27 protein-coding genes and 1 tRNA gene are annotated in these 24,777 nt (G+C 65.0%); 12 read left to right on the top strand and 16 right to left on the bottom strand.

Translation table 11 applies throughout. The annotated features are described in order from the left end of the window. Nucleotides 1-15: 15 nt before the first annotated feature. The gene (locus tag CLD20_RS04400; RefSeq protein ID WP_224405379.1) at nt 16-570 is read right to left on the bottom strand and encodes a DUF177 domain-containing protein; all 555 of its coding nucleotides are present in this window, start codon (nt 568-570) and stop codon (nt 16-18) included. Between the two features lie 5 nt (nt 571-575). After that, entirely contained in the window at nt 576-1,151 is a 576-nt protein-coding gene (locus CLD20_RS04395) for a ubiquinol-cytochrome C chaperone family protein (RefSeq protein ID WP_224405378.1), read from the bottom strand. Between the two features lie 119 nt (nt 1,152-1,270). Here CLD20_RS04395 and CLD20_RS04390 point away from each other — a divergent pair, with 119 nt between their 5' ends. Together CLD20_RS04390 and CLD20_RS04385 are read left to right on the top strand one after the other, a co-directional pair. After that, a complete protein-coding gene (locus CLD20_RS04390; protein WP_224405377.1) occupies nt 1,271-1,708 on the top strand; it encodes an outer membrane protein assembly factor BamE in 438 nt (145 codons plus the stop codon). A gap of 110 nt (nt 1,709-1,818) precedes the next feature. Next, nucleotides 1,819-1,908: transfer RNA gene (locus CLD20_RS04385), tRNA-Ser, on the top strand. A 29-nt stretch (nt 1,909-1,937) separates the two neighbouring features. Here the strand turns inward: CLD20_RS04385 and CLD20_RS20165 are convergent. After that, the gene (locus CLD20_RS20165; protein WP_255599469.1) at nt 1,938-2,066 is read right to left on the bottom strand and encodes a hypothetical protein; all 129 of its coding nucleotides are present in this window, start codon (nt 2,064-2,066) and stop codon (nt 1,938-1,940) included. 300 nt (nt 2,067-2,366) lie between these two features. On the opposite strand from CLD20_RS20165, the gene CLD20_RS04380 reads away from it, so the two are divergent. The 4 genes from CLD20_RS04380 to CLD20_RS04365 all read left to right on the top strand — a co-directional run bounded on the left by CLD20_RS04380 (nt 2,367) and on the right by CLD20_RS04365 (nt 6,198). After that, on the top strand, nt 2,367-3,218 hold the full coding sequence (locus CLD20_RS04380; RefSeq protein ID WP_224405376.1) for a ParA family protein: 852 nt from the start codon (nt 2,367-2,369) through the stop codon (nt 3,216-3,218). After that, nucleotides 3,215-3,739 carry a hypothetical protein gene (locus CLD20_RS04375; protein ID WP_224405375.1) on the top strand — a complete coding sequence of 175 codons (525 nt, stop codon included), beginning with the start codon at nt 3,215-3,217 and terminating at the stop codon, nt 3,737-3,739. Before CLD20_RS04380 ends, CLD20_RS04375 begins: the two co-directional genes overlap by 4 nt. Nucleotides 3,740-4,118: 379 nt before the next feature. Further along, the gene (locus CLD20_RS04370; protein ID WP_224405374.1) at nt 4,119-5,561 is read left to right on the top strand and encodes an aldehyde dehydrogenase family protein; all 1,443 of its coding nucleotides are present in this window, start codon (nt 4,119-4,121) and stop codon (nt 5,559-5,561) included. Nucleotides 5,562-5,697: 136 nt separating this feature from the next. Continuing rightward, complete coding sequence (locus tag CLD20_RS04365) at nt 5,698-6,198, top strand: Hsp20/alpha crystallin family protein (protein ID WP_224405373.1); 501 nt, start codon at nt 5,698-5,700, stop codon at nt 6,196-6,198. Nucleotides 6,199-6,308: 110 nt separating this feature from the next. Here the strand turns inward: CLD20_RS04365 and CLD20_RS04360 are convergent, their stop codons facing one another. The 7 genes from CLD20_RS04360 to CLD20_RS04330 all read right to left on the bottom strand — a co-directional run bounded on the left by CLD20_RS04360 (nt 6,309) and on the right by CLD20_RS04330 (nt 14,085). Beyond that, nucleotides 6,309-7,160 carry an ABC transporter permease gene (locus CLD20_RS04360; RefSeq protein WP_224405372.1) on the bottom strand — a complete coding sequence of 284 codons (852 nt, stop codon included), beginning with the start codon at nt 7,158-7,160 and terminating at the stop codon, nt 6,309-6,311. A 16-nt stretch (nt 7,161-7,176) separates the two neighbouring features. Beyond that, nucleotides 7,177-8,478, bottom strand: a complete 1,302-nt coding sequence (locus CLD20_RS04355; RefSeq protein WP_224405371.1) for an ABC transporter permease — start codon at nt 8,476-8,478, stop codon at nt 7,177-7,179. Nucleotides 8,479-8,551: 73 nt separating this feature from the next. Next, a complete protein-coding gene (locus tag CLD20_RS04350) occupies nt 8,552-9,646 on the bottom strand; it encodes an extracellular solute-binding protein (protein ID WP_224405370.1) in 1,095 nt (364 codons plus the stop codon). A 106-nt stretch (nt 9,647-9,752) separates the two neighbouring features. Then, nucleotides 9,753-10,871 (bottom strand): ABC transporter ATP-binding protein, encoded by a 1,119-nt coding sequence (locus tag CLD20_RS04345; protein ID WP_224405369.1) that lies wholly within the window; start codon nt 10,869-10,871, stop codon nt 9,753-9,755. A 269-nt stretch (nt 10,872-11,140) separates the two neighbouring features. After that, nucleotides 11,141-12,337, bottom strand: coding sequence for a M24 family metallopeptidase (locus CLD20_RS04340; protein WP_224405368.1), 1,197 nt, complete (start codon nt 12,335-12,337; stop codon nt 11,141-11,143). A 159-nt stretch (nt 12,338-12,496) separates the two neighbouring features. Continuing rightward, nucleotides 12,497-13,882: an aminotransferase gene (locus CLD20_RS04335; protein ID WP_224405367.1), complete on the bottom strand. Its 1,386-nt coding sequence runs from the start codon at nt 13,880-13,882 to the stop codon at nt 12,497-12,499. 14 nt (nt 13,883-13,896) lie between these two features. Then, nucleotides 13,897-14,085 carry a hypothetical protein gene (locus CLD20_RS04330; RefSeq protein WP_224405366.1) on the bottom strand — a complete coding sequence of 63 codons (189 nt, stop codon included), beginning with the start codon at nt 14,083-14,085 and terminating at the stop codon, nt 13,897-13,899. Nucleotides 14,086-14,157: 72 nt separating this feature from the next. On the opposite strand from CLD20_RS04330, the gene doeB reads away from it, so the two are divergent. After that, entirely contained in the window at nt 14,158-15,156 is a 999-nt protein-coding gene (doeB, locus tag CLD20_RS04325) for a N(2)-acetyl-L-2,4-diaminobutanoate deacetylase DoeB (protein WP_224405365.1), read from the top strand. Between the two features lie 119 nt (nt 15,157-15,275). After that, on the top strand, nt 15,276-15,536 hold the full coding sequence (locus CLD20_RS04320) for a hypothetical protein (protein WP_224405364.1): 261 nt from the start codon (nt 15,276-15,278) through the stop codon (nt 15,534-15,536). A gap of 78 nt (nt 15,537-15,614) precedes the next feature. On the opposite strand, the gene CLD20_RS04315 is transcribed toward CLD20_RS04320, so the two are convergent. The 3 genes from CLD20_RS04315 to CLD20_RS04305 are packed head-to-tail and all read right to left on the bottom strand — an operon-like array spanning nt 15,615 to nt 18,085. Beyond that, nucleotides 15,615-16,592: a quinone oxidoreductase gene (locus tag CLD20_RS04315; RefSeq protein WP_224405363.1), complete on the bottom strand. Its 978-nt coding sequence runs from the start codon at nt 16,590-16,592 to the stop codon at nt 15,615-15,617. Beyond that, complete coding sequence (locus tag CLD20_RS04310; RefSeq protein ID WP_224405362.1) at nt 16,589-17,335, bottom strand: TerC family protein; 747 nt, start codon at nt 17,333-17,335, stop codon at nt 16,589-16,591. Before CLD20_RS04310 ends, CLD20_RS04315 begins: the two co-directional genes overlap by 4 nt. A gap of 15 nt (nt 17,336-17,350) precedes the next feature. Beyond that, nucleotides 17,351-18,085 (bottom strand): phosphatidylcholine/phosphatidylserine synthase, encoded by a 735-nt coding sequence (locus CLD20_RS04305; RefSeq protein ID WP_224405361.1) that lies wholly within the window; start codon nt 18,083-18,085, stop codon nt 17,351-17,353. Between the two features lie 273 nt (nt 18,086-18,358). Here CLD20_RS04305 and CLD20_RS04300 point away from each other — a divergent pair, with 273 nt between their 5' ends. Beyond that, complete coding sequence (locus tag CLD20_RS04300) at nt 18,359-19,543, top strand: FAD-dependent monooxygenase (protein ID WP_224405360.1); 1,185 nt, start codon at nt 18,359-18,361, stop codon at nt 19,541-19,543. 3 nt (nt 19,544-19,546) lie between these two features. On the opposite strand, the gene CLD20_RS04295 is transcribed toward CLD20_RS04300, so the two are convergent. Beyond that, nucleotides 19,547-20,512 (bottom strand): AEC family transporter, encoded by a 966-nt coding sequence (locus CLD20_RS04295; RefSeq protein ID WP_224405359.1) that lies wholly within the window; start codon nt 20,510-20,512, stop codon nt 19,547-19,549. A 172-nt stretch (nt 20,513-20,684) separates the two neighbouring features. Here CLD20_RS04295 and CLD20_RS04290 point away from each other — a divergent pair, with 172 nt between their 5' ends. Beyond that, nucleotides 20,685-21,599 carry a lysophospholipid acyltransferase family protein gene (locus tag CLD20_RS04290; protein WP_224405358.1) on the top strand — a complete coding sequence of 305 codons (915 nt, stop codon included), beginning with the start codon at nt 20,685-20,687 and terminating at the stop codon, nt 21,597-21,599. Nucleotides 21,600-21,654: 55 nt separating this feature from the next. Next, nucleotides 21,655-21,984 carry a heat shock protein HspQ gene (hspQ, locus tag CLD20_RS04285; RefSeq protein ID WP_224405357.1) on the top strand — a complete coding sequence of 110 codons (330 nt, stop codon included), beginning with the start codon at nt 21,655-21,657 and terminating at the stop codon, nt 21,982-21,984. 16 nt (nt 21,985-22,000) lie between these two features. On the opposite strand, the gene CLD20_RS04280 is transcribed toward hspQ, so the two are convergent. Then, the gene (locus CLD20_RS04280) at nt 22,001-23,290 is read right to left on the bottom strand and encodes an Nramp family divalent metal transporter (RefSeq protein ID WP_370636801.1); all 1,290 of its coding nucleotides are present in this window, start codon (nt 23,288-23,290) and stop codon (nt 22,001-22,003) included. A 207-nt stretch (nt 23,291-23,497) separates the two neighbouring features. Between CLD20_RS04280 and CLD20_RS04275 the strand changes: the two genes are divergently transcribed. Further along, nucleotides 23,498-23,965 carry a DUF1203 domain-containing protein gene (locus CLD20_RS04275; protein ID WP_224405356.1) on the top strand — a complete coding sequence of 156 codons (468 nt, stop codon included), beginning with the start codon at nt 23,498-23,500 and terminating at the stop codon, nt 23,963-23,965. A gap of 144 nt (nt 23,966-24,109) precedes the next feature. Here CLD20_RS04275 and CLD20_RS04270 read toward each other — a convergent pair whose 3' ends face one another. Further along, nucleotides 24,110-24,775 (bottom strand): invasion associated locus B family protein, encoded by a 666-nt coding sequence (locus CLD20_RS04270; RefSeq protein ID WP_224405355.1) that lies wholly within the window; start codon nt 24,773-24,775, stop codon nt 24,110-24,112. Between the last annotated feature and the right edge of the window lie 2 nt (nt 24,776-24,777).

Genomic DNA, 24,777 nt, shown 5'->3' with positions numbered 1-24,777 from the left:
TGGTCGAGGGCTGCGTCAGTTGCGCCGACCCTTGAGCGCCTCGAGCGCGGCAAAGGGCGACTGACGCTCCGACGTGTCCTCGATTCGCTCGCCGAAGGCAGCGCCCTCGGCCCGCGGATACGGATCGAGGCCGAGAGCCACGTACTGGACGAGCAGATCGCCGATGTCGACCTCGTTGCCGAAATAGGGCTCGGCATCCTCCTCGCTGTCCACGGAGATTTCGACCGCCCGGCGCGAGGCGCGCTCGCCGGGCTCGGCCCTGCCCGATTTCTCGTCCGGCCTGCCCGGGCGCAGCGTGACGGCGATCTCCTCGTCGATCGTTTCGGCCACGGGGGCGAGCGTGACGACGCAGCTGCGGGTGGCCTCACCCGTGATGCGCCCGGCGAGCCGGTAATTGTCGCCCGCCATCGGCTTGATGAAAAGCTCGGCGGCGAGGCTCTCCACGGACGGCACGCCGAGCTGGTCGGCGATCTTCAGGAGCTCGGGCGGGCTCGCCTCGGCATGGAGTTCGCGGCCGGCCTGCGGAATCTCGGCAAGCCGCAGGGGCTTTGAGAAGGAAATCCTGGTCATGTCGCTTATTCTTCCTGCACGCTTTCTGGCGGAGTGCCCGCCGGAAGGAGGGTTTCAGGGGCCGGAAACGGCGGCCTGCCCTGCCTGAAGGCGGCGCCCGGCGCGGCTTCGAGCGCGGCGAGCACGCCGCGCAGATAGGCCGCCAGCCGATCCGCCAGAGCGGGATCGGCTTCCGCCTCGAAGATATTGCGTGAAATCGCCTCTTCAAGCGTCTCGCCCTCGCCGGAGAGGGCCGCGCCATAAGCGCCAAGCCGCCCGCCATAGGTGGAGAAGATGGCCTTCATGCGCCGCGGAATGCGCTTGTCGCTGACGCCGAGGTCGCGGAAGGTCGCGTCCATCTCCTGGACGAACACCTCCGCGGTGTCGCGCGCCAGTTCCGGATCGGGGTCCGGCCCGCGCGTCAGGCTGTGGACGCAGGCAAACAGGTGCATCGCCAGCATCTCGAAACGGCCGTCGACGGTATCGGCGACGCCATATTCCTCGTAGAGCGCGCGCTGGCGCGAGGCATTCACGACGGCGGCAAAGAGGGTTTCGGCCGGCGTCTGCCTGGGCGCGGAAAAGCGTGCGAAGAAGCCTTTCATCGCAGATTGCGGGGGAAATGCCCCGCTCCCGAAGGCGCTGCCGCCGTGCCAGGCTCTTGCGAAGGCCATTGCATTGCCGCAATCACCCCGCTAGCAAGCGGGGCTTCAACGGGACGACCATGACCAGAACACACGCTCTCGCTCTCCTTCTTGGCGCCGCTGCCGTTCTTCCGCTCGGCGGATGCATCGGGGAAACCCAGCACCGCGGCTATGTGGTCAACGAGCTGGCGATGGAGCAGGTCCCCGTCGGGGCAAGCCGCGAACAGGTTCTGATCGCGCTCGGGACGCCCTCCACCACCGCCGATTTCGGTGGCGAGGTATTCTACTATATCTCGCAGACCGCAAGCCGGCCCGTGGCTTTCCTGAACCCGCGCGTCACCGACCAGCGCGTGCTCGCCGTCTATTTCGACGAGAACGAGCAGGTGTCCCAGCTCGCCAATTACGGCCTGCAGGACGGGCGCGTGTTCGACTTCGTTTCGCGCACGACTCCGACGGCGGGCAAGGACTTCTCCTTCGTTTCACAGCTTCTCAACGCCGCGGGCCGCGTCGCGCTCTAGGCTTTCCCCTGGGAAATTCGAAGACGGCGGCGCAGGCGGGCGCCGCGAATGCCGCAGCGCGGCCGACAGGGTGGAATTCGCGGCCGGCTTCTGCCATCTCTTGCGCCGATGGATGGGTGGCCGAGCGGTTGAAGGCACCGGTCTTGAAAACCGGCAGGCGGGAGACCGTCTCGTGGGTTCGAATCCCACCCCATCCGCCACCTCGGGTGAAGATTCGCCGGACACTAAGTTAGGACACGATGTTCTTGACGCCCATCTGGCCGGTGGTGCCGTTGCCTTCCGGGGCATGCCGGTAGTTCAGCCGCACAGTGTCGGCGTGCAGAGGTTCGGCGTGATGTGGTGGGGCAGGACTTTTCATATGCACCTCCGTCCCATATCTTTGCGGTTAGGCGATAGTTGCCGCTCACGAAATCATTGTCGAGTTCGAGGGGCGCTTTCGCCTTGGATATACAGCTGCCGAAAGAACACCTGTCAAAGCCATCGGGAACCGTCCTTGAAAGCTACCTTCGCTTTCTGCCCCAACGCTTGTCCCAATGGGCTATTTCACGCATTGCAGTCTGCCGACGCAGGTGCCAGGGTGGGTCCGGCCTAAGGTTTGGTTTCCAATATTGGGAATAGGGCACTGCAAACGAAGCTGCATTTTTTTCCGGGGGGCACGATGACGGTTTCGGTTTCGATGATCAATATGAAGGGAGGAGTTGGTAAAACAACACTCACCTTTAATCTGGCTTGGTATTCTGCATGGCAGGCCGATCTCAAAGTCCTGGCCGTTGACTTAGATCCCCAGGCCAACCTGAGTCAGTACTTCATGGGGGCGGAACGCTATTTGGAGTATTTGAGTAGCGAACGCGCGACGGTTATGGATATTTTTGAACAGTTTTCTTCACCCAAGACCGAAAATGGAGCGCCGACTCCGATAGATCCCGCGAATGTAATACACCACCTGCACAGGTGGAGCGACGGAAGTCTTCTTGACTTAATACCATCTAGACTTGAGTTATCGTGGACGCTCAAAAATCCAACTGAAAAGGCTCACCTCCTTCCCAAATTTTTGGCGAGCGTTAGTAAAAATTATGATCTTATTCTCATAGATTGTGCGCCGACTGAATCCATATTGACAACGGCCGCCTACCGATCAAGCAGGTATGTTGTCGTTCCGGTAAAGCCAGAGTTTTTGGCCACGATCGGTTTTCCGCTTTTGGCTAGGTCTTTACAAGAGTTCAAGTTGATGAATCAGGATCAGCAACTTGATATCTCGAGCGTAATTTTTAACGACATGCGACGCAGTAACACGCCACCTGAGCAAATCAAATCTCGCAGCGACGTAATATCTCTCGCGAATACGTACGATTGGCCCGTATTATCTGATGTTGCCTATCATTCGGATTCTTATCCGGCAGGCTCGCGTTCGGGAAAGCCGATATTTCTTACAGAATATGCTAGAGACTATGTCAAAAGTGAATTTGGGGAAGTAGCAAATAAATTTCTGTTGTCGGTAGGTGTGTTATGAGAAAAGAGCGTGCGGCGGCGCTTAAGATAGCCTTGATCCTAGAAGAATATTCAAAATCTGAATTAAGGCTTGCGGTCAAGATTCTGCGCGGCAGTGGTCGAGAAGGTATTCTTCTGAACTACGTTGAAGACGAGCAGAAACGCCCCTCTCGTGATTCGAAAAGGTCGGAGATACCGTCGACTAGGCAATCTTCGTCTGAAACTAAATCTAGAGCGATTTCGAGACTTGAGAATAGTGATCCGGAGAAATTTGGTATTTTGCGCGAGTTTGAGAAGCTTATTCAGGCAGGCGAGGTTTTAAAAACTAATGAGGCGGTTCGAAATATTGGGGATCTCACCGGTAAGAAATTTGTCGTAAAAAAATCTCGGAAGGAATCGATTGCCGCTCTGCTCGTGGTTCTCGCCGAAAGCAATATTGAGGACATCCGCAATTTCATTAAGGCGGCTATTGCTCCGGAGGAACGTGTGGGCGGTGATCAATATCAGAGGCTCGCGGACTTTTTGATCAAGGGAAAGGGATAATCTCGAACTCGCTTTGGTTCGTTCCCGATGTCGAAAGATTAGATTGAGCTCGTCCATAATGCTAGGCGCGATGTTCGTGCGACCACTCGCGAGAACGAATGTTTCCAGGATAGACAGCTCGCTCTCCAATTGATGATAACAGGGTGCCGAGCTGACGTGCCGGCTTGCCGCCTGGAACTTCCGCTATCGCTCTCTGCGGCGCCAAAGCTGCCTTTCCGGATCGTCCCCAGTTTCCGGACGTCTGCCGGGACCCATGTCGTGCCGGTTTGCGCGCGCTTGCTCCGTCATGGGCCGATCTAGGCCTCGATCTTGACGAAGAATAGGGCTTGCTTCAGACGGGGCCTCGCCTCGCCGCGCCCCGTTTCCATCGGAGGAACCCATGCTGACAAAGACCGATTTCTACATCGACGGCGAATGGGTCGCTCCCGTTGTCGCCCGCCCGTTCGAGCTGATCAATCCGGCCAATGAGATGCCGGCGGCGACGATCTCGCTCGGCAGCCAGGAGGACCTCGACAAGGCGGTGGCGGCGGCAAGGGCAGCCTTTGCGAGCTGGGGGCGGAGCGATCTCGGCCACCGGGTCGGCCTTATCAAGAGGCTTCTGGAAATCTACAAGGCCCGCGCCGGGGAGATGGCGGAGGCGATCACCACCGAGATGGGCGCGCCGATCTCGTTCGCCCTCTCCGACCAGGTCGGCGCCGGCATCTGGCACATGGAAGGCTTTCTCGACGCGGTCCAGGAGATCGAATTCGACCGCCCGCTCCGCCCGGACGTGCCGAACGAGCGCATCCTGCGCGAGCCGGTCGGCGTGTGCGGCCTCATCACACCGTGGAACTGGCCGATGAACCAGGTGACGCTGAAGGTGGTGCCGGCGCTGCTCGCCGGCTGCACGGTCATCCTGAAGCCGTCGGAGATCGCCCCCCTCTCCTCCATGCTCTTCGCCGAGATGATGCACGAGGCCGGCGCGCCGAAGGGCGTCTTCAACCTCGTCAACGGCGACGGAGCCGGCGTCGGCTCGGCGATGTCCGCCCATCCCGGCATCGACCTGATGTCGTTCACCGGCTCGACCCGCGCCGGCATCGCCGTCAGCAAGGCGGCGGCCGATACGGTCAAGCGCGTGGCGCTGGAGCTCGGCGGCAAGTCGCCGAACATCATCTTCGCCGATGCGGAGCTGGAGCGCGCCGTGAAGAAGGGCGTGCGCCACTGCATGGAAAATACCGGCCAGTCCTGCAACGCCCCCACCCGCATGCTGGTGGAGGAGAGCGTCTACGAGGATGCGATCGGCATCGCCAAGGCGACCGCCGAGGGCACCAGGGTCGGCGATCCGGCCGAGGAAGGCCGGCATATCGGCCCGCTGGTCTCGCAGGCGCAGTTCGACAAGGTGCAAGAGCTGATCGAGGCCGGGATTGCCGGCGGGGCGCGTCTTGTCACCGGCGGCGCTGGCCGGCCGCAGGGCTTCAACCGGGGCTACTATGCCCGTCCGACCGTGTTTGCCGACGTGACGCCGGAGATGCAGATCTGGCGCGAGGAGATTTTCGGGCCGGTGCTCGCCATGACGCCGTTCAAGAAGGAGGACGAGGCGATCCGCCTTGCCAACGACACGCCCTACGGGCTCGCCGCCTATCTCAGCACGTCGGACGCCGAGCGGGCGCGCCGCGTCGGCGGGCAGCTCAGAGCCGGCATGGTGCGTGTCAACAATACGGGGCTCGCCAAGGGCAGCCCCTTCGGCGGCTACAAGCAGTCCGGCATCGGCCGCGAGGGCGGCGTCTTCGGCATCGAGGAGTTCCTGGAGACGAAGACGCTGGCGCTCGGCGAGCTCGGCTGAGGAAAGACGCAAAATCGCCTGCTGCCGGCGCGGCGCAACTTGAACGGCGCGCCGGCGATATCCACATATTCGCCGGAACCTATGTGGCCGGTGCGGAGGTCACGGCGTCGGCCACGAGCAGCTGAGAGGTGACGCCATGGATATCAAATCGCTTATCCCGTTCGGCCGCCCAACCGCTCTGGCGCGCGGCGCTGAGACAGACCCCTTCACCGCCATGCGGCGCGAGATGGATCGCGTCTTCGAGGACTTCACCCGCGACTGGAGCCTGCCGGGCACCTATGCCGGCGCGAGCGGCTTCCTGTCGCCGAAAGTGAACGTCGCAGAGACGGAGAAGGGCATCGAGATCACGGCCGAGCTGCCGGGGATCGACGAGAAGGACATCGACCTCGACCTCGCCGACGGCGTGCTGACGCTGAAGGCCGAGCACAGGGCGGAGAAGGAAGAGAAGGACGAGAAGCGCCAGTACCACCTGGTGGAGCGCTCCTACGGCACCTTCATGCGCCGCTTCGCCCTGCCCTTCGAGCCGGATGCCGAGAAGATCACGGCCGGCTTCGACAAGGGCGTCCTGAAGGTGGAAGTTCCGCGCTCGCCCGAGGCCGAGCCGAAGGGCAAGAAGATTACCGTCAACGGCCACTGAGGCGGTTGCCAGGCTCTGACGGAGGGCTTCGGGCAGGCATTCCCGGAGGGTGCGCGCACAAAGGCGGAGGCGCTACGGCGCCTCCGTTCTTGTATCCGCGTGCCGGGCGATCAGCCGGGCGTCATGCCGCGCTGGCGCTCGGAACTCCGACGCAGGAGCTCCATCGTGGACAAGAGCAGGATGGAGATGCCGACGAGAATCGTGGCGAGCGCCAGGATCGTCGGACTTATCTCCTCTCTCAGGCCGGAGAACATGCGCACCGTCATCGGCGTCTGCTCGGGGCCGGCGAGGAAGAGCACGACCACGACCTCGTCGAGCGAGGTGATGAAGGCGAAGAGCGCGCCGGCGATGACGCCCGGCAGGAGCAGCGGCAGGATGATCTTGAAGAAGGTGGTCACCTGGTTCGCCCCCAGGCTCTGCGAGGCGCGCACCAGCTGCTGGTCGAAGCCCGACAGCGAGGCCGTCACCGTGATCACCACGAAGGGCGTGCCGAGCACGACATGCGCCATGATGATGGAGAAGAAGGTGTTGGCGAGGTTGAGCCGCGCATAGAAGGAGAAGAGCGCCGCCGCGGTGATGATCAGCGGCACGATCATCGGCGAGATCAGCACCGCGGTGATGAAGGCGCGGTACGGCATGTTGCGACGGCTGAGGCCGAGGGCGGCGAGCGTGCCGAGGGTGGTGGAGACGATCGCCGAGGATGTCGCGATGAAGAAGGAATTGCGGATCGAGTGCAGCCATTCCTCGCTCGACAGCAGCGCCTCGTACCAGCGCAGCGAATAACCCTGCGGATTGAACGACAGCATCTGCTTGGTGAAGGTGAAGTACGGCTCCGCGTTGAAGGAGAGCGGCACGATCACGATGATCGGCCCGATCAGGAACAGGAAGATGAGCGCGCAGATCACCCGATAGGTGTAGTACCAGACGCGCTCGCCGGTTCCGGCATAGGTCGGAAGTGCCATGAGGATGTCCTTCCCGTCAGCCGAATTTGAGCCGATCGACACCGATCAGCTTGTTGAACAGCCAGTAGAAGACGAGGACCGCGACCAGGAGAATGGTCGCCAGCGCGGAGGCCAGCTTCAGCTGCGCGCTCGAGCCCTGCATGTTCTGGGCGATCAGGTTGGAGATGAAGATGCCGCTCTCGCCGCCGACGAGGGCCGGCGTGATGTAGTAGCCGATCGCCAGGATGAAGACGAGCAGGACGCCCGCCGCCAGCCCCGGGATGGTGAGCGGCATGTAGATCTTCGTGAAGGCGGTGAATTGCGTGGCGCCGAGCGAGCGTGCCGCGCGCATGTAGCTCGGCGGGATGGTCTTCATCACCGAGTAGAGCGGCAGGATCATGAACGGCAGGAGGATGTGCGTCATGGCGATGATCGTGCCGATCTGGTTGTAGATCATGCGCACGCGCCCGTCGTCGCCGACGATATTGGCCCAGACGAGAAGGTCGTTGATCACCCCCTGCTGCTGGAGAAGCACGATCCAGGCCGATGTGCGCACGAGGAGCGAGGTCCAGAAAGGCAAAAGGACCAGGATCATCAGGAGATTGGACTTGCGCAGGGGCAAGGTCGCCAAGAGATGGGCGATCGGATAGCCGAGCAGGATGCACAGGCCGGTGATCGCCATGCTCATCCAGGCCGTGCGCCAGAAGAGGAGCCGGTAGACCTGGTAGACCTCCGGGCGTTCCACGATCTCGCCGCGGGTGTTGTATTCGAAGTCGAGCGCCAGAAGGTAGTAGGCGGGCGTCAGGATGCGGGTTTCGCGCTTGATCAGCCGCCAGAATTCCAGATCCGCCCAGTCCTCGTCCTCTGCCAGAAAGGCGTCCCTGTAGGGCGGCGACATTTCCTCCACATCGCGGGCGGTGCTCATGACGAGGCTGCGGGCGCCGGGGATTTCGCGGTTGATGCGGGCGGCCGCGCGGCCGATGGTGCGGTCTTCCACGCCCGTCTTCATGTCGCGCGCCATGGCGGCGAAGACTTCTTCGTCCGGCACGTCGTCGCCCGACCAGTCCGCGATCGCGGCGGAGGTTTCAGGCAGGTAGTTGGCGACTTCCGGATTGTGGATGGAGCGGAAGGTCATCTGCGCGATGGGCCAGCCGAAGGTGACCACCAGGAAGGCGAGAAGCGGGGCGACCAGATAGAAGGCGCGGCGGCGCTGGCGGGCCTGCGAGCGGCGAAGCGATATCTTGAGGGGCGTGCCGTCGGCCGTCGTCAGGGCCTTGTCCTGCGCCTCGTCCTCTTCGTCGCGCGCGGGTGAATAGCCGTCCGCGGTGATGTCCGCCATGTTCCAATACCCAGTTCCGGCCCAGGGATGACCGGACGCCGAGGGGCGTCCGGCCGGGTCTCAACTCTGGCGCTTACTGCGCGAGCCAGGCGTTGAAGCGCTCTTCAAGCTGGTCGCCGTAATCGGCCCAGAACTCGGTGTTGAACTGCACCGCGGTCTTGAAGTTCTCCGGGTTGGTCGGCATGTGCGGCTTCATGTCGATCTCGGTGCCCTCGAGCATTCCGACCTCGGGCACGGACGACTTGCGAGCCGGCGCGTAGGAGATGTACTTCGCCTGGTCCGCGAGACGCTGCGTGTCCGTGGCGAAGTAGAGATAGTCCTTGATCAGCTTGAGGTTGTCGTCGCCCTGATCGACCGGCACGACCCAGCCATCGACCTCAAACATCTGGTGGTCCCACATGATCTTGAAGGGCTGGTCCTCGTTGACCTGCGCGTTGAAGATGCGCCCGTTATAGGCGGTGGCGATCACCGCCTCTTCGTCGGCGAGCATCTGCGGCGGCTGGGCGCCTTCCGACCACCAGATCACGTTGTCCTTGATCTCGTCGAGCTTGGCGAAGGCGCGGTCCTGGCCTTCCCTGGTCTCCAGCACGTCATAGACCTCGTCGGCCGGCACGCCGTCGGCGATCAGGGCCCATTCGAGGTTCTTCTGCGGGATCTTCTGCAGCGCGCGGGTGCCCGGGAACTTCTCCAGGTCCCAGATGTCCTTCACCGTCTTCGGACCGCCATCGGGAAAGGCGTCGGTGTTGTAGGCGAACATCGTGGCGTAGAGGATCTGCGGCACGAAGCATTCGCCGAGCGTGCCCTCGATGAAGTCGTCGGTCGGCTTGGCGCCGTCCGGACCCGGGGCCAGCCATTCGTCATGCGGGATGCGCATGATCAGGCCCTCGTCGCAGGCGCGCTGGGCATCGGCCTGCAGCATGTCGACGACATCCCAGGTCACGTTGCCCGCCTCGACCTGCGAGCGGATGCCGGCAAGCGCGTTGGCGGACTTGTCCTCGTTGAAGATCTCCGTGCCCGTCTTTTCGCTGTAGGGCTCGTGATAGGCCTTCACCTGGGAATTGGTGTAGGCGCCGCCCCAGGAAACGATGGTCAGCTGGTCGCCTTCGGCGGCAAGGGCCGCGGCGGGTATGAGGGCCGTTGCGGCCAGAATGGGAAGAATACGCTTCATTCGGAACTACCTCCGGTTTGGTTTTGGTCCCGTTTGGGAGCTTGTGTGCGGCAATTGGGGTAACTGCCTGCCGATGGGCAGCGGCGCCACGGTCTGGCGCGCTCTGTCAGGCGTCGAGCGCCCGACAATCCTCGATCGTCCAGCCAAGGCTCGCAGCCTCGCCTTCGCTGAGGCTCGGATGGCCGGACGCATTGGGAATCTTCACGATGAAATCGTCATGTCCCGCCACGGCAAGGCGTGTGCGGATGTGGTCGCCGAGATAGATGACCTCTGCGACCTTGCCCGTCAGGACGTTGGGCATGGAGCCCTCCGGCGGGTTGATCTGAACCCGCTCGGGGCGCAGCGACAGGGTCGTGCGCTCGGTCGAAGCGTCGATGTTGACCGGCAGGGCACGGATCGTCTCGCCGGTCTCCAGCTTGACGCGGATCTCCGTGTCGCTGGTGCGCTCCACCACCTCGCCGAGGAGGCGGTTGTTCTCGCCGATGAACTGGGCAACGAAGGCGTTGTCGGGCGCCTCGTAGAGCACTTCCGGCGTGGAAAGCTGCTGGATGATGCCGTCGTTGAACACGGCGACGCGGTCCGACATGGTCAGCGCTTCGCTCTGGTCGTGCGTGACGTAGACGACGGTCACGCCCAGGCTCTCATGGATATGCTTGATCTCGAACTGCATCTGCTCGCGCAGCTGCTTGTCGAGCGCGCCGAGCGGCTCGTCCATCAAAACGAGGTCCGGCTCGAAGACGAGAGCGCGGGCGACCGCGACGCGCTGCTGCTGACCGCCGGAGAGCTGGGCCGGGCGCCTGTCGCCCATCTGCGGCAGCTCCACCATGGAAAGGACGCGGTTGACGCGCTCCTCGGTCTCGCTCTTGCCCATGCCGCGGACCTTGAGCGGGAATGCGAGGTTTTCCGCCACCGTCATGTGGGGAAAGAGCGCGTAGTTCTGGAAGACCATGCCGATGCCGCGCTTGTGGGGCGGCACGTTGTCGATGCGCTGCTCGTGCAGCCAGATGGCACCGTGGGTGGTCGATTCGAACCCCGCCAGCATCATCAGGCAGGTCGTCTTGCCCGAGCCGGATGGGCCGAGCATGGTCAGAAATTCGCCCCGCTTGATCGCGAGGTTCAGGTTCTTGATGACGAGCGTTTCACCGTCATAGCTCTTCTGAACGTCTTCGAAACGCACGTATGCGCTATCTTCGGCACCGTTTCCGGTGCCGCTGTCATGCTGCATGGATGCCTTTCTGCCTCGTCGGCCTGGCCCTGGAGGAAGCCGCGCCGATCCTGCTGCTGTTCCCGCTTGTTTTTGACGAGATGGGGCCGTTTACCACCTCTTGGCCCACGGCCGCCGTTTCCCCGGCGTGCCGCAGGCAGTGCTTGTTCTATGCCCTCACCTTTCCAAGAAATCGCCTCAAATGCAACCCGCGATGGCCAGAATACCGGGATTCGAACGCCTGCAACCTTTCTGGCCTATGCCATGCGGCTGCGACGTAAGCCTTTCATCTACTTGACGAATAGCTCGCGCGAGAAGGCGCAGAAGGTCTCCGAACCATTCGACGAAATGCGGATCGGCTCCGAAATCTCCATTCCCCAATCGTCCATCCACAATCCGGGCATGAAGTGGATGGTCATGTTGGGCTTCAGGACCGTCTCGTCGCCCTTGCGGATCGACAGGGTGCGCTCGCCCCAGTCCGGCGGATAGTTGAGGCCGATGGAGTAGCCGCAGCGCGATTCCTTGACGATGCCGTGCCGCTCGATGGTGCTGTTCCAGGCGTGCCAGACGTCGTGGGCGGTCGCTCCGGGTCTTGCCACCGAAAGGCCCGCCTCGATGCCCTCGGCCATGATGTCGGCGGCCTCCAGCATCTTCTTCGGCGGCGTGCCGAGGAAGACGGTTCGGCTTATCGGGACATGGTAGCGGTGGCGCACGCCGGCGATCTCTATGGTCGTCGCGGTGCCTGCCGAAAAGGGCTCGTCGCGCCAGGTGATATGCGGACAGGAGGTGCCGACGCCGTTGGGCATCAGGGGGACGATCGCCGGATAATCGCCGCCATAGCCGCCCTCCCCCGGTATGCCGCGCGTGCCGGTCGCCTGGATGATCGCCGCCACGTCGCACTGGCGAACGCCGTCGGCCATGGCCTCGACCGCGGCCTCAATGATTCGCTCGGTGATTCGCGCCGCCTCGCGCATCAGGGCGATTTCGGCCTCCGACTTCACCGAGCGCAGCCAGTTCACGAGGATGCCGGCATCGACGATCTCCGCCTCCGGCAGCTCCTCTTTCAGGACGGCGTCGGCACGGGCCGTGTAGTAGTAGCAGTCGGCCTCCACGCCGATGCGCGCCTTTGCGAGGCCGCGCTCGCGAAGCGCCGCCGCCATCACCTGCATCGGATGCTTGACCAGCGACTGCACATGGTCGTCGGCATAGCCGAGGATGTTCTCGTCGCTGAGGATGGTGGTCAGACGGGCGCCGTTGACGTCCTGGTTGCGGCCGATCCAGAGCGGGGAATCGAGCTCCAGGGCGAGGATGACGGCCTGATGGACGTAGAAGGACCAGCCGTCGTAGCCGGTCAGGTAGTTCATGTTGGCGGGGTCGCAGAGGAGGATGGCGTCGAACCCCTCGCGCCGCATCGCCTCCCGGGCGGCGGCCTGCCGCGCCGCGAACTCGGCCTCGCCGAAGGGGGTGTTGTTCTCACCGAATTGCATCCTCGAACCCTTCTCTCGATCCGCTCACCCGTCTCGCCGGCTGCGTCGCCGGCTTTTGGTCACAGTTCCCGTCCGATGGTCCCACGCAAGGAGCATGCCGGAGCGCAAGGCCGGGCGCCGCGGCTGATGGGGCGTGCGGCGTCCATCCGCGGAGCTTCCTCAGAGGCCGGAAGCGACGCGGTCGACCGCGCGCCTGGTGGCGTTCACCACCTTGTCCACCTCCTCGCGGGAGATGACGAGCGGCGGGGCGAAGCCGAGGATCTCGCCATGCGGCATCGCCCGGGCGATGACGCCCTCCTCCAACAGCGCGCCGGCGACCTTCATGCCGACCTTCAGGGAAGGATCGAGGGGCGCCTTCGTCTGCCGGTCGGCGGTGAATTCGAGCGCCGCCAGGAGGCCGACGCCGCGCACCTCGCCGACGAGCTCGTGGCTCTCGAAGGTCTCCTTCAGCCGCTTGAGGAAATAGGCGCCGGTGTCGCGCGCATTGCCGGTGAGGTCTTCGCGGTCGATGATGTCGAGATTGGCGTTGGCGGCGGCCGCGCAGGTCGGATGGGCCGAATAGGTCCAGCCATGGCCGATGGCGCCGAGCTCGTCGGTGCCCTTTTCCAGCGCCTGCCAGACCTTTTCGCCGACGATGACGCCGGAGAGCGGCAGGTAGGCGGAGGTCACGCCCTTGGCGATGGTGATCAGGTCTGGCTCGATGCCATAGGTGTGCGAGCCGAAATATGCGCCCGTGCGGCCGAAGGCGGTGACGACCTCATCGGCGATGAGGAGGATGTCGTATTTCTTCAGGACCGCCTGGATCTCCTGCCAGTAGTTTTCCGGCGGCGGGATGATGCCGCCGGTGCCCATGACCGGCTCGCCGATGAAGGCGGCGACGGTTTCGGGGCCCTCGGCGAGGATCAGCTCTTCCAGCTCCGCGGCCATGCGCTGCGAGAACTCCGCCTCGCTCTCGCCTTCGCGGGCGAAGCGCCAGTAATGCGGGCAGGAGGTGTGCAGGATGGGCGGGCGCGGCAGATCGAAGGCGTTGTGGAAGAGCGGCAGGCCGGTGAGGCTGCCGGTCATGATGCCCGAGCCGTGATAGCCGCGCTGGCGGGCGATGATCTTCTTCTTCTCGGAGCGGCCGAGGACGTTGTTCACGTACCAGACGAGCTTGATGTTGGTCTCGTTGGCGTCGGAGCCGGAAAGGCCCCAGTAGATGCGCTGCATGCCGAGGCCGACGCGCGAGACGATGCGCTCCGACAGGCGGATCACCTGCTCGTTCGAATGGCCGGCATAGGCGTGATAGTAGGCAAGGTTCTTCGCCTGGGCGTGGATTGCGTCGGCGATCTCGTCGCGGCCGTAGCCGACATTGACGCAGTAAAGGCCGGCGAAGGCGTCGAGGCTTTCCCGGCCGTCGCGGTCGACGATCGTGCAGCCCCTGCCGCCGGTGACGATGCGGCTCGGCGCCTCGCCGCGGGCGAACTGGGCCAGGTGCGTGGAGGGGTGGAAGACATGCGCCCGGTCGAGCGTCTCCAGATCGTTGGCGATGAGGTGCTTGTTCATGACGGGCAATCCTTTCAGGCAGCCTTGTGGGCGGCGCGGAGGTCTTTGGGCTCGGCGAGTCCCTCGATGCGGTGGCCCCTGCCCTCGCGGCGGAGGCCGGAGCGCTTCACCCCGCCGGAGGGGATCGGCGCCGGGACCCGCGGTGGGCGAATGGCGACACCGGACACGGCGCGGTGCGCCGGGTAGATGGCCTCAAGCTGCATTGGCCGAGAGTATCGCCGATGATGTGTACAATAGCGAGATGCGGCCCACGCCAAAGCCCCCCAGGAGACGGCATGATACCGAACCCCATTGCCCCGACCGTCGATTTCGAGGCGGATGGAATCCAGCACGGCTTCCTGCGCCTTCCCTGGAGCCGCAACGAATCGGCCTGGGGCAACCTGATGATCCCGATCACGGTGGTGCGGAACGGGTTCGGGCCGACGGCTCTCCTGACCGGCGGCAGCCACGGCGACGAGTACGAGGGACCGATCGCGCTATCCGACCTGGCGCGCAATATCACGCTGGAGGAGGTCAACGGGCGCATCATCATCGTGCCCTTCCTCAACTATCCGGCCTTCCGCGCCGGCACGCGGCTTTCCCCGATCGACGCTTTCAACCTCAACCGCACCTTTCCGGGCCGCCCGGACGGAAGCGTGACGGAGAAGATCGCCGATTTCGTGCTGCGGGTTCTCGTGCCGATGGCCGACCTCGTGCTCGACTTCCATTCGGGTGGCAAGACGCTCGACTTTCTGCCCTTCGCGGCCTGCCACGTCCTGGAAAACAAGGAACAGGAACGGCGCTGCCGAGAGGCGCGCGACGCCTTCTCGGCTCCCTATTCGATGACGATGCTGGAAATCGACAATGTCGGCATGCTCGACACGGAGGTGGAGGCGCTCGGCAAGATCTTTGTGACGACGGAGCTCGGCGGCGGCGGCACGGCAACCTCAACGAGCGCCGGGATCGCCAAGCGCGGCGTGCGCAACGTGCTGAAGCACATGGAGATTCTGGCCGGCGAGCGGGAGGAGAGCCCCTCCGTCGCGCTCGACATGCCGGGGCCGGAATGCTTTTGCTTCTCCGAGGCGGAGGGCTTCGTGGAGCCGCTCGTCGATCTCGGCGCGAAGGTGAAGAAGGGCGATCCCCTCCTTTACGTGCATCCGGTCGATCGGCTCGACCTGCGGCCCGGCGAATACCGGGCCGGCCTCGACGGCATTCTCGCCTCTCGCCATTTCCCCGGCCTGACGCGGCTCGGCGACTGTCTCGCCGTCGTCGCCGTCCCCGACGGGAGCGTTTGAGCCGCCTTTCGCGCGGCTCTGCCGGCTGTGTGACCGAGCGCACATTTTCCCCGCCTGCCCTCGCCTAGTGTCTTTTCAACGCAGACGAGACGGGCCCGACGGGCCGAGGAGCCAGACAGATGGAAAACCGCATCTTCACCGCCACGGCCCTGGTTTTCGCCACCCTGATGCTGGCGACCGCGCTGATCGTGGCTTCCATGATCCTGCCGAAGCCCGCCTCCGCCGGTTACGGCTACGGCCACAGCGTCACCAAGACGGCCGAGCGTGTGGCCTCCGTCGATCAGCGCGTCGAGCTGGTTGCGCTCAGCGCCTGCGTCAACGGCGAGCCCGAGCACAGCTTCGAAGCGCGCGCCACCTTCCTGACGAAGGCCGCCTGCTGAGTTTTTCGAGAGTTCCTCCCTCCAGTCACTTCACCGGGTCGCAAGGCCCGGTTTTTTTTGGCCTGGAGGCCGCCGGGCCTACGGGACGAGGATCGTCGCGCCCGTGGTGCGCCGGCCCTCGAGCGCCCGGTGCGCCTCGGCCGCGTCCGTCAGGGCGAATTCCTGGTTCACCTCGATCTTCACCACGCCCGAGCCCACGACCTCAAAGAGGTCGTCGGCCATCGCCCGCAGGTTCGCCGGCTCGGCGATGTAGGTGAAGAGGGTCGGCCGGCAGGCGTAGAGCGAGCCCTTCTGGGCGAGGAGCGCCAGATTGAAATCGGCGATCGGGCCGGAGGACTGGCCGAAGGAGACCCACATGCCGCGCGGCTTCAGGCAATCGAGCGAGCCCGGATAGGTGTCCTTGCCGACGGCATCGTAGACGACCTCGCAGAGGCTGCCGTCGGTGATCTCCCTGACCCGCTCGACGAAGTTCTCCTTGCGGTAGTCGATGACGTGGTCGCAGCCATGGGCGCGCGCGAGCTCGGCCTTCTGCGGCGAGCCGACGGTACCGATGACGGTGGCGCCGAGATGCTTGGCCCACTGGCAGGCAATGAGCCCGACGCCGCCCGCGGCGGCGTGGAAGAGGATTGTCTGGCCCGCCTCCACCCTGAAGGTCTGGCGCAGGAGATACTGCGCTGTCAGGCCTTTCAGCATCATGGCCGCGGCGGTGCGGAAGTCGATCCCGTCCGGCAGCCTGACGAGGTTTTTCGCCGCGATCAGGCGCTCGCCGGCATAGGAGCCCGGCGGGCCGACATAGGCGACCCGATCGCCGGGCGCGTAGCCGTCGACGCCCGGCCCGACCGAGACGACGGTGCCCGCCCCCTCGCCTCCCGGGACGAGCGGCAGGCCGTTCGGCGCAGGATAGAGGCCGGAGCGGAAATAGGTGTCGATGTAGTTGAGGCCGATCGCGGCATGGCGGACCTTGACCTCGCCCTCGGCAGGCTCGCCGATCTCGATCTCCTCGACCTTCAGGACCTCCGGTCCGCCGGTCTCATGTATGCGCACGACCGTCGTCATGAGCCACCTCCACCCGATTCCTGGCCCGCCGCCTTTTTCCGGCGCCGCCGAGCCATGACGTTGAAGATCTCGACGCCCGCGGCGAACGCCATGGAAAAGTAGATGTAGCCGCGCGGAATATGGAAGCCCAGGCCGTCGGCGATCAGCGCGACGCCAATCAGAAGCAGGAAGGCGAGCGCCAGCATCTTGGTCGTCGGGTTGTGCTTGACGAAGCTGGCGATCGGCCCGGAGGCCACGTACATGACGGCGATCGAGACCAGGACGGCGGCGATCATCACCTCCACATGCTCGGCCATGCCGATCGCCGTGATGATGGAATCGACCGAAAACACCATGTCGATGACGACGACCTGCGCGATGATGCCGGCGAAGCTCGAGCCGGCCTTGCGGGTAAGGTCCGCTTCCTCGTGCTCGATCTCGTTGTGGATCTCCTTCGTCGCCTTGACGAGCAGGAAGAGGCCGCCGCCGATCAGGATGAGGTCGCGCCAGGAAAATTCCTCGCCGAAGAGGGAGAAGACCGGCGCCGTCAGTCCGATCAGCCAGGAGAGAACGAGAAGCAGCGCGACGCGGAAGACGAGCGCGAGGCCGAGGCCGATCTGGCGGGCGCGCTTGGCCTGCTCTTCCGGCAGCCGGGCGACGACGACGGAGATGAAGACGATGTTGTCGATGCCGAGGACGATTTCCATGACGCACAGCGTCACGAAGCTTGCCCAGGCCTGCGGGTCCGTCAGAAGCTCAAGCAAGCGTGGGGCTCCCGGTCAGAGACGGGCCAGAAGCTGCTGCACTCCGGCGACGCAGAGAAGATAGAAACTTGCGACGAGAAGGACAGTCTCGGCGAAGAAATTGTCGCCGAAGCCGCCGATCAGAAGGATGGTGGCGGCGAGCATCCAGACCACCATCATGACAAGCGTCAGGGTTCGCCATTTCGTCACCCGGACCGGGTGGACGAAGTTGATCGGCAGGAAGGTGGCGACCGCCAGGAGCGCCGTCACGAGCAGCGTCATCCACGGCTCGGGCCGCATGGCGAAGATGACGAAGACCGCCAGGTTCCATGCGGCCGGGAAGCCGCGGAAGGAATTGTCCGGCTCCTTCATGCGCGTATCGGCGAAGTAGAGCGCGCCGGTGACCGCCACCACGCCGGCGGCGAGGATGCCGGAGAAGGTGCCGAGGCCGCAGCCGCTGGCGAGGATGATGGCCGGCACGAAGACGTAGGTCGTGTAGTCGATGACGAAATCGAGGGCGCTGCCGTCCCAGCGGGGCAGATGCGTGCCGACGTCGTATTTGCGCGCGATCGGTCCGTCGAGGGCGTCGACGACGAGGGCGATGCCGAGCCATATGAAGCAGGCGCGCCAGTTGCCCTGGCTTGCGGAAAGCGTCGCCAGGAGCGCCAGCGCGGCTCCGCTCGCCGTCAGAAGATGGATGAGAAACAGCGAGGCACGGCGGCGCGCCTGGTCGCGGTGCTCGCTGGCCCCCACAGGCCTCGTTCCGTTCAAGACACGCGGCTCCTCATCCCCTTGAGATCGGCTTTCCATCGTCCTGCGCCGGAGCTTGCCCAGATGGTTCGCCGAATCCACCCCGCGCGGGAACCCGCAGGCGAGGCATTGCCCTTTTTGCGGGCACAGATGCAAGCTCTTTGCACGGGTGGCACCGCCACACCTCCAGATATCAGGACCTATCTTCAAGGAAAGATGCCTCGGGCGTGGAAGGTTGCCAATTGCGGCAATAAATGATTGCCAAGCGATGCTTTGCGGGAAAACGGACGGATCATGAGAGCGAGAAAGCCACGAAGCGAAAAGTTCGAGGTCTGCGTCGTCGGCGGCGGCGCGACCGGCTGGGCGGCAGCCCTCGTGGCGGCCGCGGCGGGCCGCGAGACCGCGATCCTCGCCCCGCCCGCCGATTTTCCGCTGGGTCGCACGGCGGCCCTCTTTGCCGGCGCCGTCGAGCTTCTGACCTCTCTCGGCGCCATGGAGACGCTCGCCCAGTCAGCCGCCCCGCTCAAGGCGATGCGCCTCATCGACGATACGGGCCGGCTGCTGCGGGCGCCCGAGGTGATCTTCTGGGCCTCCGAGATCGGGCTGGAGGCCTTCGGCTACAACATCGCCAACCGGCGGCTGGTGGAGACGCTTTCCGGCCTTGCCCGCGACAATCCGCGCATCACCCAGTTCGAGGAGCCGGCGGCCGAACTCGCCTTCGGCGAGGACGAGGCGAGGCTGACGACGAAGAGCGGGGCGCATCTGGCCGCCGATCTCGTCCTCGGCGCCGATGGCAGCCGCTCGCTCGTGCGCGAGCGGGCGGGCATCGGCATGCGGCGCTCGCGCATGGCGCAGGCGGCGCTGGTCACGACGCTTTCCGTCGCCTTCGACCACCGCAACATCTCGACGGAGTTCCACAAGGCGAACGGGCCCTTCACGCTGGTGCCCATGCCGGGAGAGAATGTCAGCCTCGTCTGGGTGGAGCGGCCGGTGGAGGCGACGCGTCTAGCCGAGCTGCCCGAAGACGACTTCGTCGCGGCGGCGGAGCGCGCCTCCCATTCGCTTCTCGGCGAGATGCGGCTCACCGCGCCGCGCGCCAGCTATCCGCTCTCCGTCGGGCTCGCCGACCGCTTCGCCGCCTCCCGGGCGATCCTCATCGGCGAGGCGGCGCATGTCTTTCCGCCGATCGGCGCGCAGGGGCTCAATCTCGGCCTGCGCGACGTGGAGGCGCTGCAATCGCTGCTCGTCACCCATCGCGGCCGTCTCGGCCAGGAGACGGCGGAGGAATTCCACCGCCTGCGCCAGGGCGACGTCAGGAGCCGCACGCTCGCCGTCGACCTCCTCAACCGCTCGCTGCTGACGGGCATGCTGCCCGTGCAGGCGCTGCGTGCCGTGGCCCTTTCGGCCGCCGGCGGCTTCGCGCCGTTCCGCCGCTTCCTGATGCATCAGGGGCTGGCGCGCAGCTTCCGGGAGATCTGAGGCTCACTTGCCGAAAGGATTGAGCGGCAGGAGCCCGTTGCTGATCAGGTAGAGGACGACGCTCACCGTCACCACCGAGGCCGCGGTGCCGAGGAGGATGCCCGAAGAGCCCCGCAGCACGTAGGTATGGTACTGCGTGGCGATCACGTAGATCGTCGCGGCGGGCGGCAGCGAGGCCATCAGCACGCCGGTATAGATCCAGGTCGGGTCGAGCCCGCCGATCCAGGTGAGCAGCAGCCAGGCGATCGCCGGATGGACGATCAGCTTGATGGCGATGAGCACCGGAAGTTCGGCCGGCACCCGCTTCAGCGGCCTCAGCGCCACCGTCACCCCGAGGGCAAAAAGCGCGCAGGGCGCGGCGGCGTTCTGCAGAAGCGTCAGAAGCCGGTCGAGCGGCTCGGGCGGGCGGATATGGAAGACGGCGCCGAGAACGCCGACGATCGTCGCCAGGATGAAGGGGTGCAGCAGCACCCTGCGCGGGATGACGAGGAGTGTGCGGCTCAAGGGCTGATCGCTCGCGCCCGACAGCGCCATCATCAGCGGCGCCAGGGTAAAGACCAGCGTCACGTCGAAGCAGAAGACGAGCGCGGCCGGCGCGGCCGCCGCCGGCCCGATCGCCACGAGGGCGAGCGGCGGGCCCATATAGCCGACATTGCCGTAGCCGCCGACGAGGCCCTGCACCGTCGCCTCGGGGATGCGCCCGTCGCTGGTCAGCACCGCATACGCGAAGGCGAAGGCGAAGGCCGTGTAGGTGGCGAAGGTGGTGGCGAAAATGAAGTTCCAGTTCGCCAGCTGCTCGACCGGGGTGCGGGAAATGAGCTGGAAGAACAGCGACGGCAGGGCGAAATAGATGACGAAGATGTTGAGCCAGGCGAGCGCCTTCTCCTCCTCGCGCCAGATGCGGCCGGCGAGGAAGCCGAGGAAGATGAGCCCGAAGAATGGCAGCGCGAGGCCGATCACATTGCTCATCGCGGCGGGCCCCCTCCCCGTTCTGCCTTTGTGACGCTGCCCGTGACGGCGCGGGGCGCCGGCCGGCGCGGTTGCATCCGGTCGCGAGCTTGGGTAACCCTCCGCCTGCCCTGCGGGCTAGACGGTTTGACCCCGCCGCGTCAATTGCAGGTCCTTTCCAGCGGTCCGAGCGATGTCACCCCGCCGATCCACCTCCACGATGCGGCAGCTGCGCTACCGGCTGGAGCATGCCGTGCTGATCGGCGCGGCCTCGATCCTGCGGGCCCTGCCGGCGGAAGTCGCCTCGTCGATGATGGGAAAGCTGTGGGAGATCTTCGCCCCCAGGACCCGCCGGCACGCCCGCGTGTTGAAGAACCTCGCCATCGCGTTTCCCGAAATGAGCACCGCGGAGCGGGAAGAGATCGCCCGCCGGCAGTGGAACAATCTCGGCCGCACCTTTGCCGAAACCTTCAGCGCGGACCGGATCGCCGGCAGCGAGAGGGTGGAGGTGAAGATCGATCCAGAGCTCCTGGAGCGCGTCCGGAGCTCTGGCGAGGGTCTCGTCGTCGTCGGCTCCCATTCGGCGAACTGGGAGATCGCCGCCCTCGCCATCCCGGCCGAACTGGAGACGATGGGCCTTTACCAGGCGCTGAAGAACCCGCTCTCAGACGCCTACATCACGGTCATGCGGCGAAGGGTGTTTCCGGGGGGGCTTCTGTCCAAGACCCACTCCACGCCGCGCCGCGTGATGGCGCATGTGCGCGCCGGCAAGGCCGTCGCCATCCTGGCCGATCACCGCGAGGGCAAGGGCATTCCGGTGACGTTCTTCGGGGCGCCGACGACGGCCAATCCGTTCCCGGCAATGGTGGCACGCCGCTTGCGAGTGCCGATCGTCGCAGGACGCGTCGTCAGAAACGGGGGTGCCCGCTTCACCGTCGAGGCCACCGAGCTCGCCTATCCGGTGAGCGACGATCCGACGGCCGACGTCGCCGTCCTGACCCAGACGATCCAGTCCACCTTCGAAGGCTGGATCCGGGAGAGGCCGGGAGAATGGATGTGGGTGCACGACCGCTGGAAGGGACAGAACGTCGCTCCGCCAGGCGCCTGAGCCCGCAGCTTGACATTCTTGCGGGCCGCACGATGTTTCCGCCAAAGGTTGAGACATGAGCGCTATACGGTCTGCAAAGTTCAATGTCGGGGACGTGGTGAAACACCGCTTCTTCCCCTTCCGGGGCGTCGTGTTCGACGTCGATCCGATATTCAGCAACACCGACGAATGGTACCAGGCCATCCCCGCCGAGATGCGCCCGGCCAAGGACCAGCCGTTCTATCATCTGCTCGCCGAGAATGCGGAGACGGAGTACGTCGCCTATGTCTCGGAGCAGAACCTCGTGCCGGACGACAGCGGCGAACCGGTCCGGCATCCCCAGATCCCGGAGTTCTTCACCTCGTTCGAGAACGGCCAGTACCACATGCGCGAGGCGCCGCACTGAGCCTGCTGCCGGCCATCTAGAGCCCGGGCAGGTCGACCCCGAAGGTCTGCACCAGAAGCACAGCGTTGAGCGAGAGCACGACGATCGAGCCGATGATGGCGGCGGCATCCATCCATGGACGATTGACGAAAGCCCCCATGATCTCGCGATTGCGGGTGAAGAGGACGAGGGCAATCATCGGCACCGGCAGGGCGATGGAGAGGATCACCTGGCTGATCACCAGCGCCTGGGTAGCGTTGACGCCGAGGGCGACCACGACGAAGGCCGGGACCATGGTGACGAGGCGGCGCAGCCAGATCGGGATGCGGAAGCCGACGAAGCCCTGCATGATCGTCTGGCCCGCCATGGTGCCCACGACCGAGCTGGAAATGCCGGAGGCGATCAGGGAGACGAGGAAGACGCCGGCCGCGGCGGCGCCGAGGAGCGGCGTCAGCGTGTGGTAGGCGCTTTCGATCTCCGCCACCTCGCTATGGCCGAGATGGAAGGCGGCGGAGGCCATCATCACCATCGCCATGTTGACGCCGCCAGCGATGGCGAGCGCGACGATCACCTCGCGGTTGGAGTATTTGAGGATCCGGCGGCGATCGTCTTCGGAGCGCGCGACGGCGCGGTCCTGGGTGAGGCCCGAGTGAAGGTAGACGGCGTGCGGCATCACCGTGGCGCCGACGATGCCGACCGAGATGAGGAGCGCCTGGCTATCCGGCATCTGCGGGAAGATGACCCCCCTCCCCGCCTCGCCCCAGTTCACCGGCGCGATGAACATCTCCACCAGGTAGCAAAGACCGATCAGCAGCACGAGCGCGCCGATGATGAGCTCCATCGGCCGGAAGCCGCGCTGGTCGAAGAGGAGGATGGCGTAGGTGACGATGGCCGTCACCGCCATGCCCATGAGGAGCGGCATGCCGAAGAGGAGCGCCAGCCCGATCGCTCCGCCGAGGAATTCGGCGAGGTCGGTCGCCATCGCCGCGATCTCGCTCACCACCCACATGACCATGACGATCGGCAGCGGGAAGCGGTCGCGGCACATCTCCGCGAGGTTGCGGCCGGTGACGATGCCGAGCTTGGCCGAGAGCGCCTGGAAGAGCATGGCGATGAGGTTCGCCATCACGACGACCCAGAGGAGCGTGTAGCCGTAGCGGGCGCCCGCCTGGATGTTCGTGGCGAAGTTGCCGGGGTCCATGTAGGCGATCGAGGCGATCACGGCGGGCCCGGCGAAGACGAGGCTCGCGAACGGGCCCTTGCGCTCGCCGGAAAGCGTCCTGCCGATGGCAAGCCTTGTTCGATCGGTCAGGTTCGGTCGGGACACGGAGATTTCGGGAATGGCCGGATTTAACGACCATGCAAAGAAATGCAGCCTAAGCTAAAAGTCAAGTCTGCCCTTACAGGCGCTGCAGGTCCGCCATCAGAAAGGTGGCCGGGCGGCGCTCCCAACCCGTGACAGAGCGGGAATCGGGTGGCTTGCGGCCGGGGAAAGGCACATCCGGGACGTCCGATCACCACGGAGTTCCGGCGCATGACCTTCCAGATCCACGCTCTTTGCGAAGAGCCGTTCGCAGAGCTGTTCACCCTTTCCGATGCGGAGCTGAGGGCGCGCAACATCCGGCGGATGGTCGTCGATACCTCGCCCGGGACGCCATGCCGTGTGAGCCTTTCCGACGCGGAAGTCGGCGAAACGGTGCTCCTGCTCAACTACACGCATCAGCCCGCCGAGACGCCCTACAGGGCAAGCCATGCGATCTTCGTGCGCGAGGGTGCAAAGCAGGCAACACCGAGACCGGACGAAATCCCCCCGGCCCTCAGCTCCCGGCTGATCTCCATCCGTCTCTTCGACGACGCGCACATGATGGTCGATGCCGATGTGGTGGAGGGCGCGCGGCTCGCAGCCGCCCTCGCCCGCGCCTTTGGCAACGAGGCGGTCGCCTATGGGCATCTGCACTATGCCAAGCCCGGCTGCTTTGCCGCGCTCGTGCGGCGGGCCTGACGCGGGATTTTTTCGCAGGGACGTTTTCCCGCCGGGGACAGGCGGACGCAAAAAGGGCCCTCGCGGCGAACCGCGAGAGCCCGGATATGGCCTTGCCTGCAGGTGCCGCCGAGCGCTCTTCGGCGCCGCGGCGAGCCTCCCCCGCTACTGCTGCTGCTGCGTGCTCTGCTGCTGGCGCTCGATCAGCTGCTTGCGCGCCTCTTCGGCCTTGCGCTTCAGCTCGTCCTCAAGCTTCTGCTGCTCGGCCTGCAGCTCCTTCGGATCGATCGCCGGACCTTCGTAGGAGGCGGTGAAGCCGGAAAGGCTGAGGTCGAAATTCACCGGCTTCGCCTGCTGGTTCAGCGTCGTGATGACGAGCCGGCTGCCCTTCTTCATGGAGGCGATGAATTCGTCGTTCACCTCCGTCTCGGCGAAGCACAGGTTCGGGAAGCAGATCGAGTACTGCACCTTGGTGGCCGTGCCGCCATCGACCTGGACCTGCATGCCGGGTCGCAGGAGCATGCCCGGAGGCACCGCAGAGACCAGGAACTTCTTGCCCTCGGTCTCGCGCAGCGAAACCGCCGCCAGGAGCTGGCCGGTCGCGGCCCGACGCTCGCGCGTCGTCACGCAGACTTCCTGCTTGTTCGCCGGGTTCTCGCTGCACAGCTTCACCCAGTCGGGCTGCTGCGTCTCGCCCGGTGCGGCCTGATCGCCGGCTGCCGGCTGCTGGTCCTGCGCCCAGGCGGGCGAGACCGCAAAGGCCACCAGAAGGCCCGCTGCGATACGTGCGAACCCACGGGTCGATGCCGTCGCCGCCTTAGAGAAATGCATAA

Origin of the sequence: Afifella sp. IM 167, from assembly GCF_020144925.1 — a bacterium.
In the GTDB taxonomy this organism is placed as follows: Bacteria; Pseudomonadota; Alphaproteobacteria; order Rhizobiales; family Afifellaceae; genus Afifella.
The sequence above is the reverse complement of the archived record's forward strand: the minus strand, read 5'-3'. Positions and strand labels throughout refer to the sequence as shown.

Coding starts and splice junctions, on each gene's coding strand:
- CLD20_RS04400 (WP_224405379.1), bottom strand. CDS start 570: ATGACCAGGATTTCCTTCTCAAAGCCCCTGCGGCTTGCCGAGATTCCG.
- CLD20_RS04395 (WP_224405378.1), bottom strand. CDS start 1,151: ATGAAAGGCTTCTTCGCACGCTTTTCCGCGCCCAGGCAGACGCCGGCC.
- CLD20_RS04390 (WP_224405377.1), top strand. CDS start 1,271: ATGACCAGAACACACGCTCTCGCTCTCCTTCTTGGCGCCGCTGCCGTT.
- CLD20_RS20165 (WP_255599469.1), bottom strand. CDS start 2,066: ATGAAAAGTCCTGCCCCACCACATCACGCCGAACCTCTGCACGCCGAC.
- CLD20_RS04380 (WP_224405376.1), top strand. CDS start 2,367: ATGACGGTTTCGGTTTCGATGATCAATATGAAGGGAGGAGTTGGTAAA.
- CLD20_RS04375 (WP_224405375.1), top strand. CDS start 3,215: ATGAGAAAAGAGCGTGCGGCGGCGCTTAAGATAGCCTTGATCCTAGAA.
- CLD20_RS04370 (WP_224405374.1), top strand. CDS start 4,119: ATGCTGACAAAGACCGATTTCTACATCGACGGCGAATGGGTCGCTCCC.
- CLD20_RS04365 (WP_224405373.1), top strand. CDS start 5,698: ATGGATATCAAATCGCTTATCCCGTTCGGCCGCCCAACCGCTCTGGCG.
- CLD20_RS04360 (WP_224405372.1), bottom strand. CDS start 7,160: ATGGCACTTCCGACCTATGCCGGAACCGGCGAGCGCGTCTGGTACTAC.
- CLD20_RS04355 (WP_224405371.1), bottom strand. CDS start 8,478: ATGGCGGACATCACCGCGGACGGCTATTCACCCGCGCGCGACGAAGAG.
- CLD20_RS04350 (WP_224405370.1), bottom strand. CDS start 9,646: ATGAAGCGTATTCTTCCCATTCTGGCCGCAACGGCCCTCATACCCGCC.
- CLD20_RS04345 (WP_224405369.1), bottom strand. CDS start 10,871: ATGCAGCATGACAGCGGCACCGGAAACGGTGCCGAAGATAGCGCATAC.
- CLD20_RS04340 (WP_224405368.1), bottom strand. CDS start 12,337: ATGCAATTCGGTGAGAACAACACCCCCTTCGGCGAGGCCGAGTTCGCG.
- CLD20_RS04335 (WP_224405367.1), bottom strand. CDS start 13,882: ATGAACAAGCACCTCATCGCCAACGATCTGGAGACGCTCGACCGGGCG.
- CLD20_RS04330 (WP_224405366.1), bottom strand. CDS start 14,085: ATGCAGCTTGAGGCCATCTACCCGGCGCACCGCGCCGTGTCCGGTGTC.
- doeB (WP_224405365.1), top strand. CDS start 14,158: ATGATACCGAACCCCATTGCCCCGACCGTCGATTTCGAGGCGGATGGA.
- CLD20_RS04320 (WP_224405364.1), top strand. CDS start 15,276: ATGGAAAACCGCATCTTCACCGCCACGGCCCTGGTTTTCGCCACCCTG.
- CLD20_RS04315 (WP_224405363.1), bottom strand. CDS start 16,592: ATGACGACGGTCGTGCGCATACATGAGACCGGCGGACCGGAGGTCCTG.
- CLD20_RS04300 (WP_224405360.1), top strand. CDS start 18,359: ATGAGAGCGAGAAAGCCACGAAGCGAAAAGTTCGAGGTCTGCGTCGTC.
- CLD20_RS04295 (WP_224405359.1), bottom strand. CDS start 20,512: ATGAGCAATGTGATCGGCCTCGCGCTGCCATTCTTCGGGCTCATCTTC.
- CLD20_RS04290 (WP_224405358.1), top strand. CDS start 20,685: ATGTCACCCCGCCGATCCACCTCCACGATGCGGCAGCTGCGCTACCGG.
- hspQ (WP_224405357.1), top strand. CDS start 21,655: ATGAGCGCTATACGGTCTGCAAAGTTCAATGTCGGGGACGTGGTGAAA.
- CLD20_RS04275 (WP_224405356.1), top strand. CDS start 23,498: ATGACCTTCCAGATCCACGCTCTTTGCGAAGAGCCGTTCGCAGAGCTG.
- CLD20_RS04270 (WP_224405355.1), bottom strand. CDS start 24,775: ATGCATTTCTCTAAGGCGGCGACGGCATCGACCCGTGGGTTCGCACGT.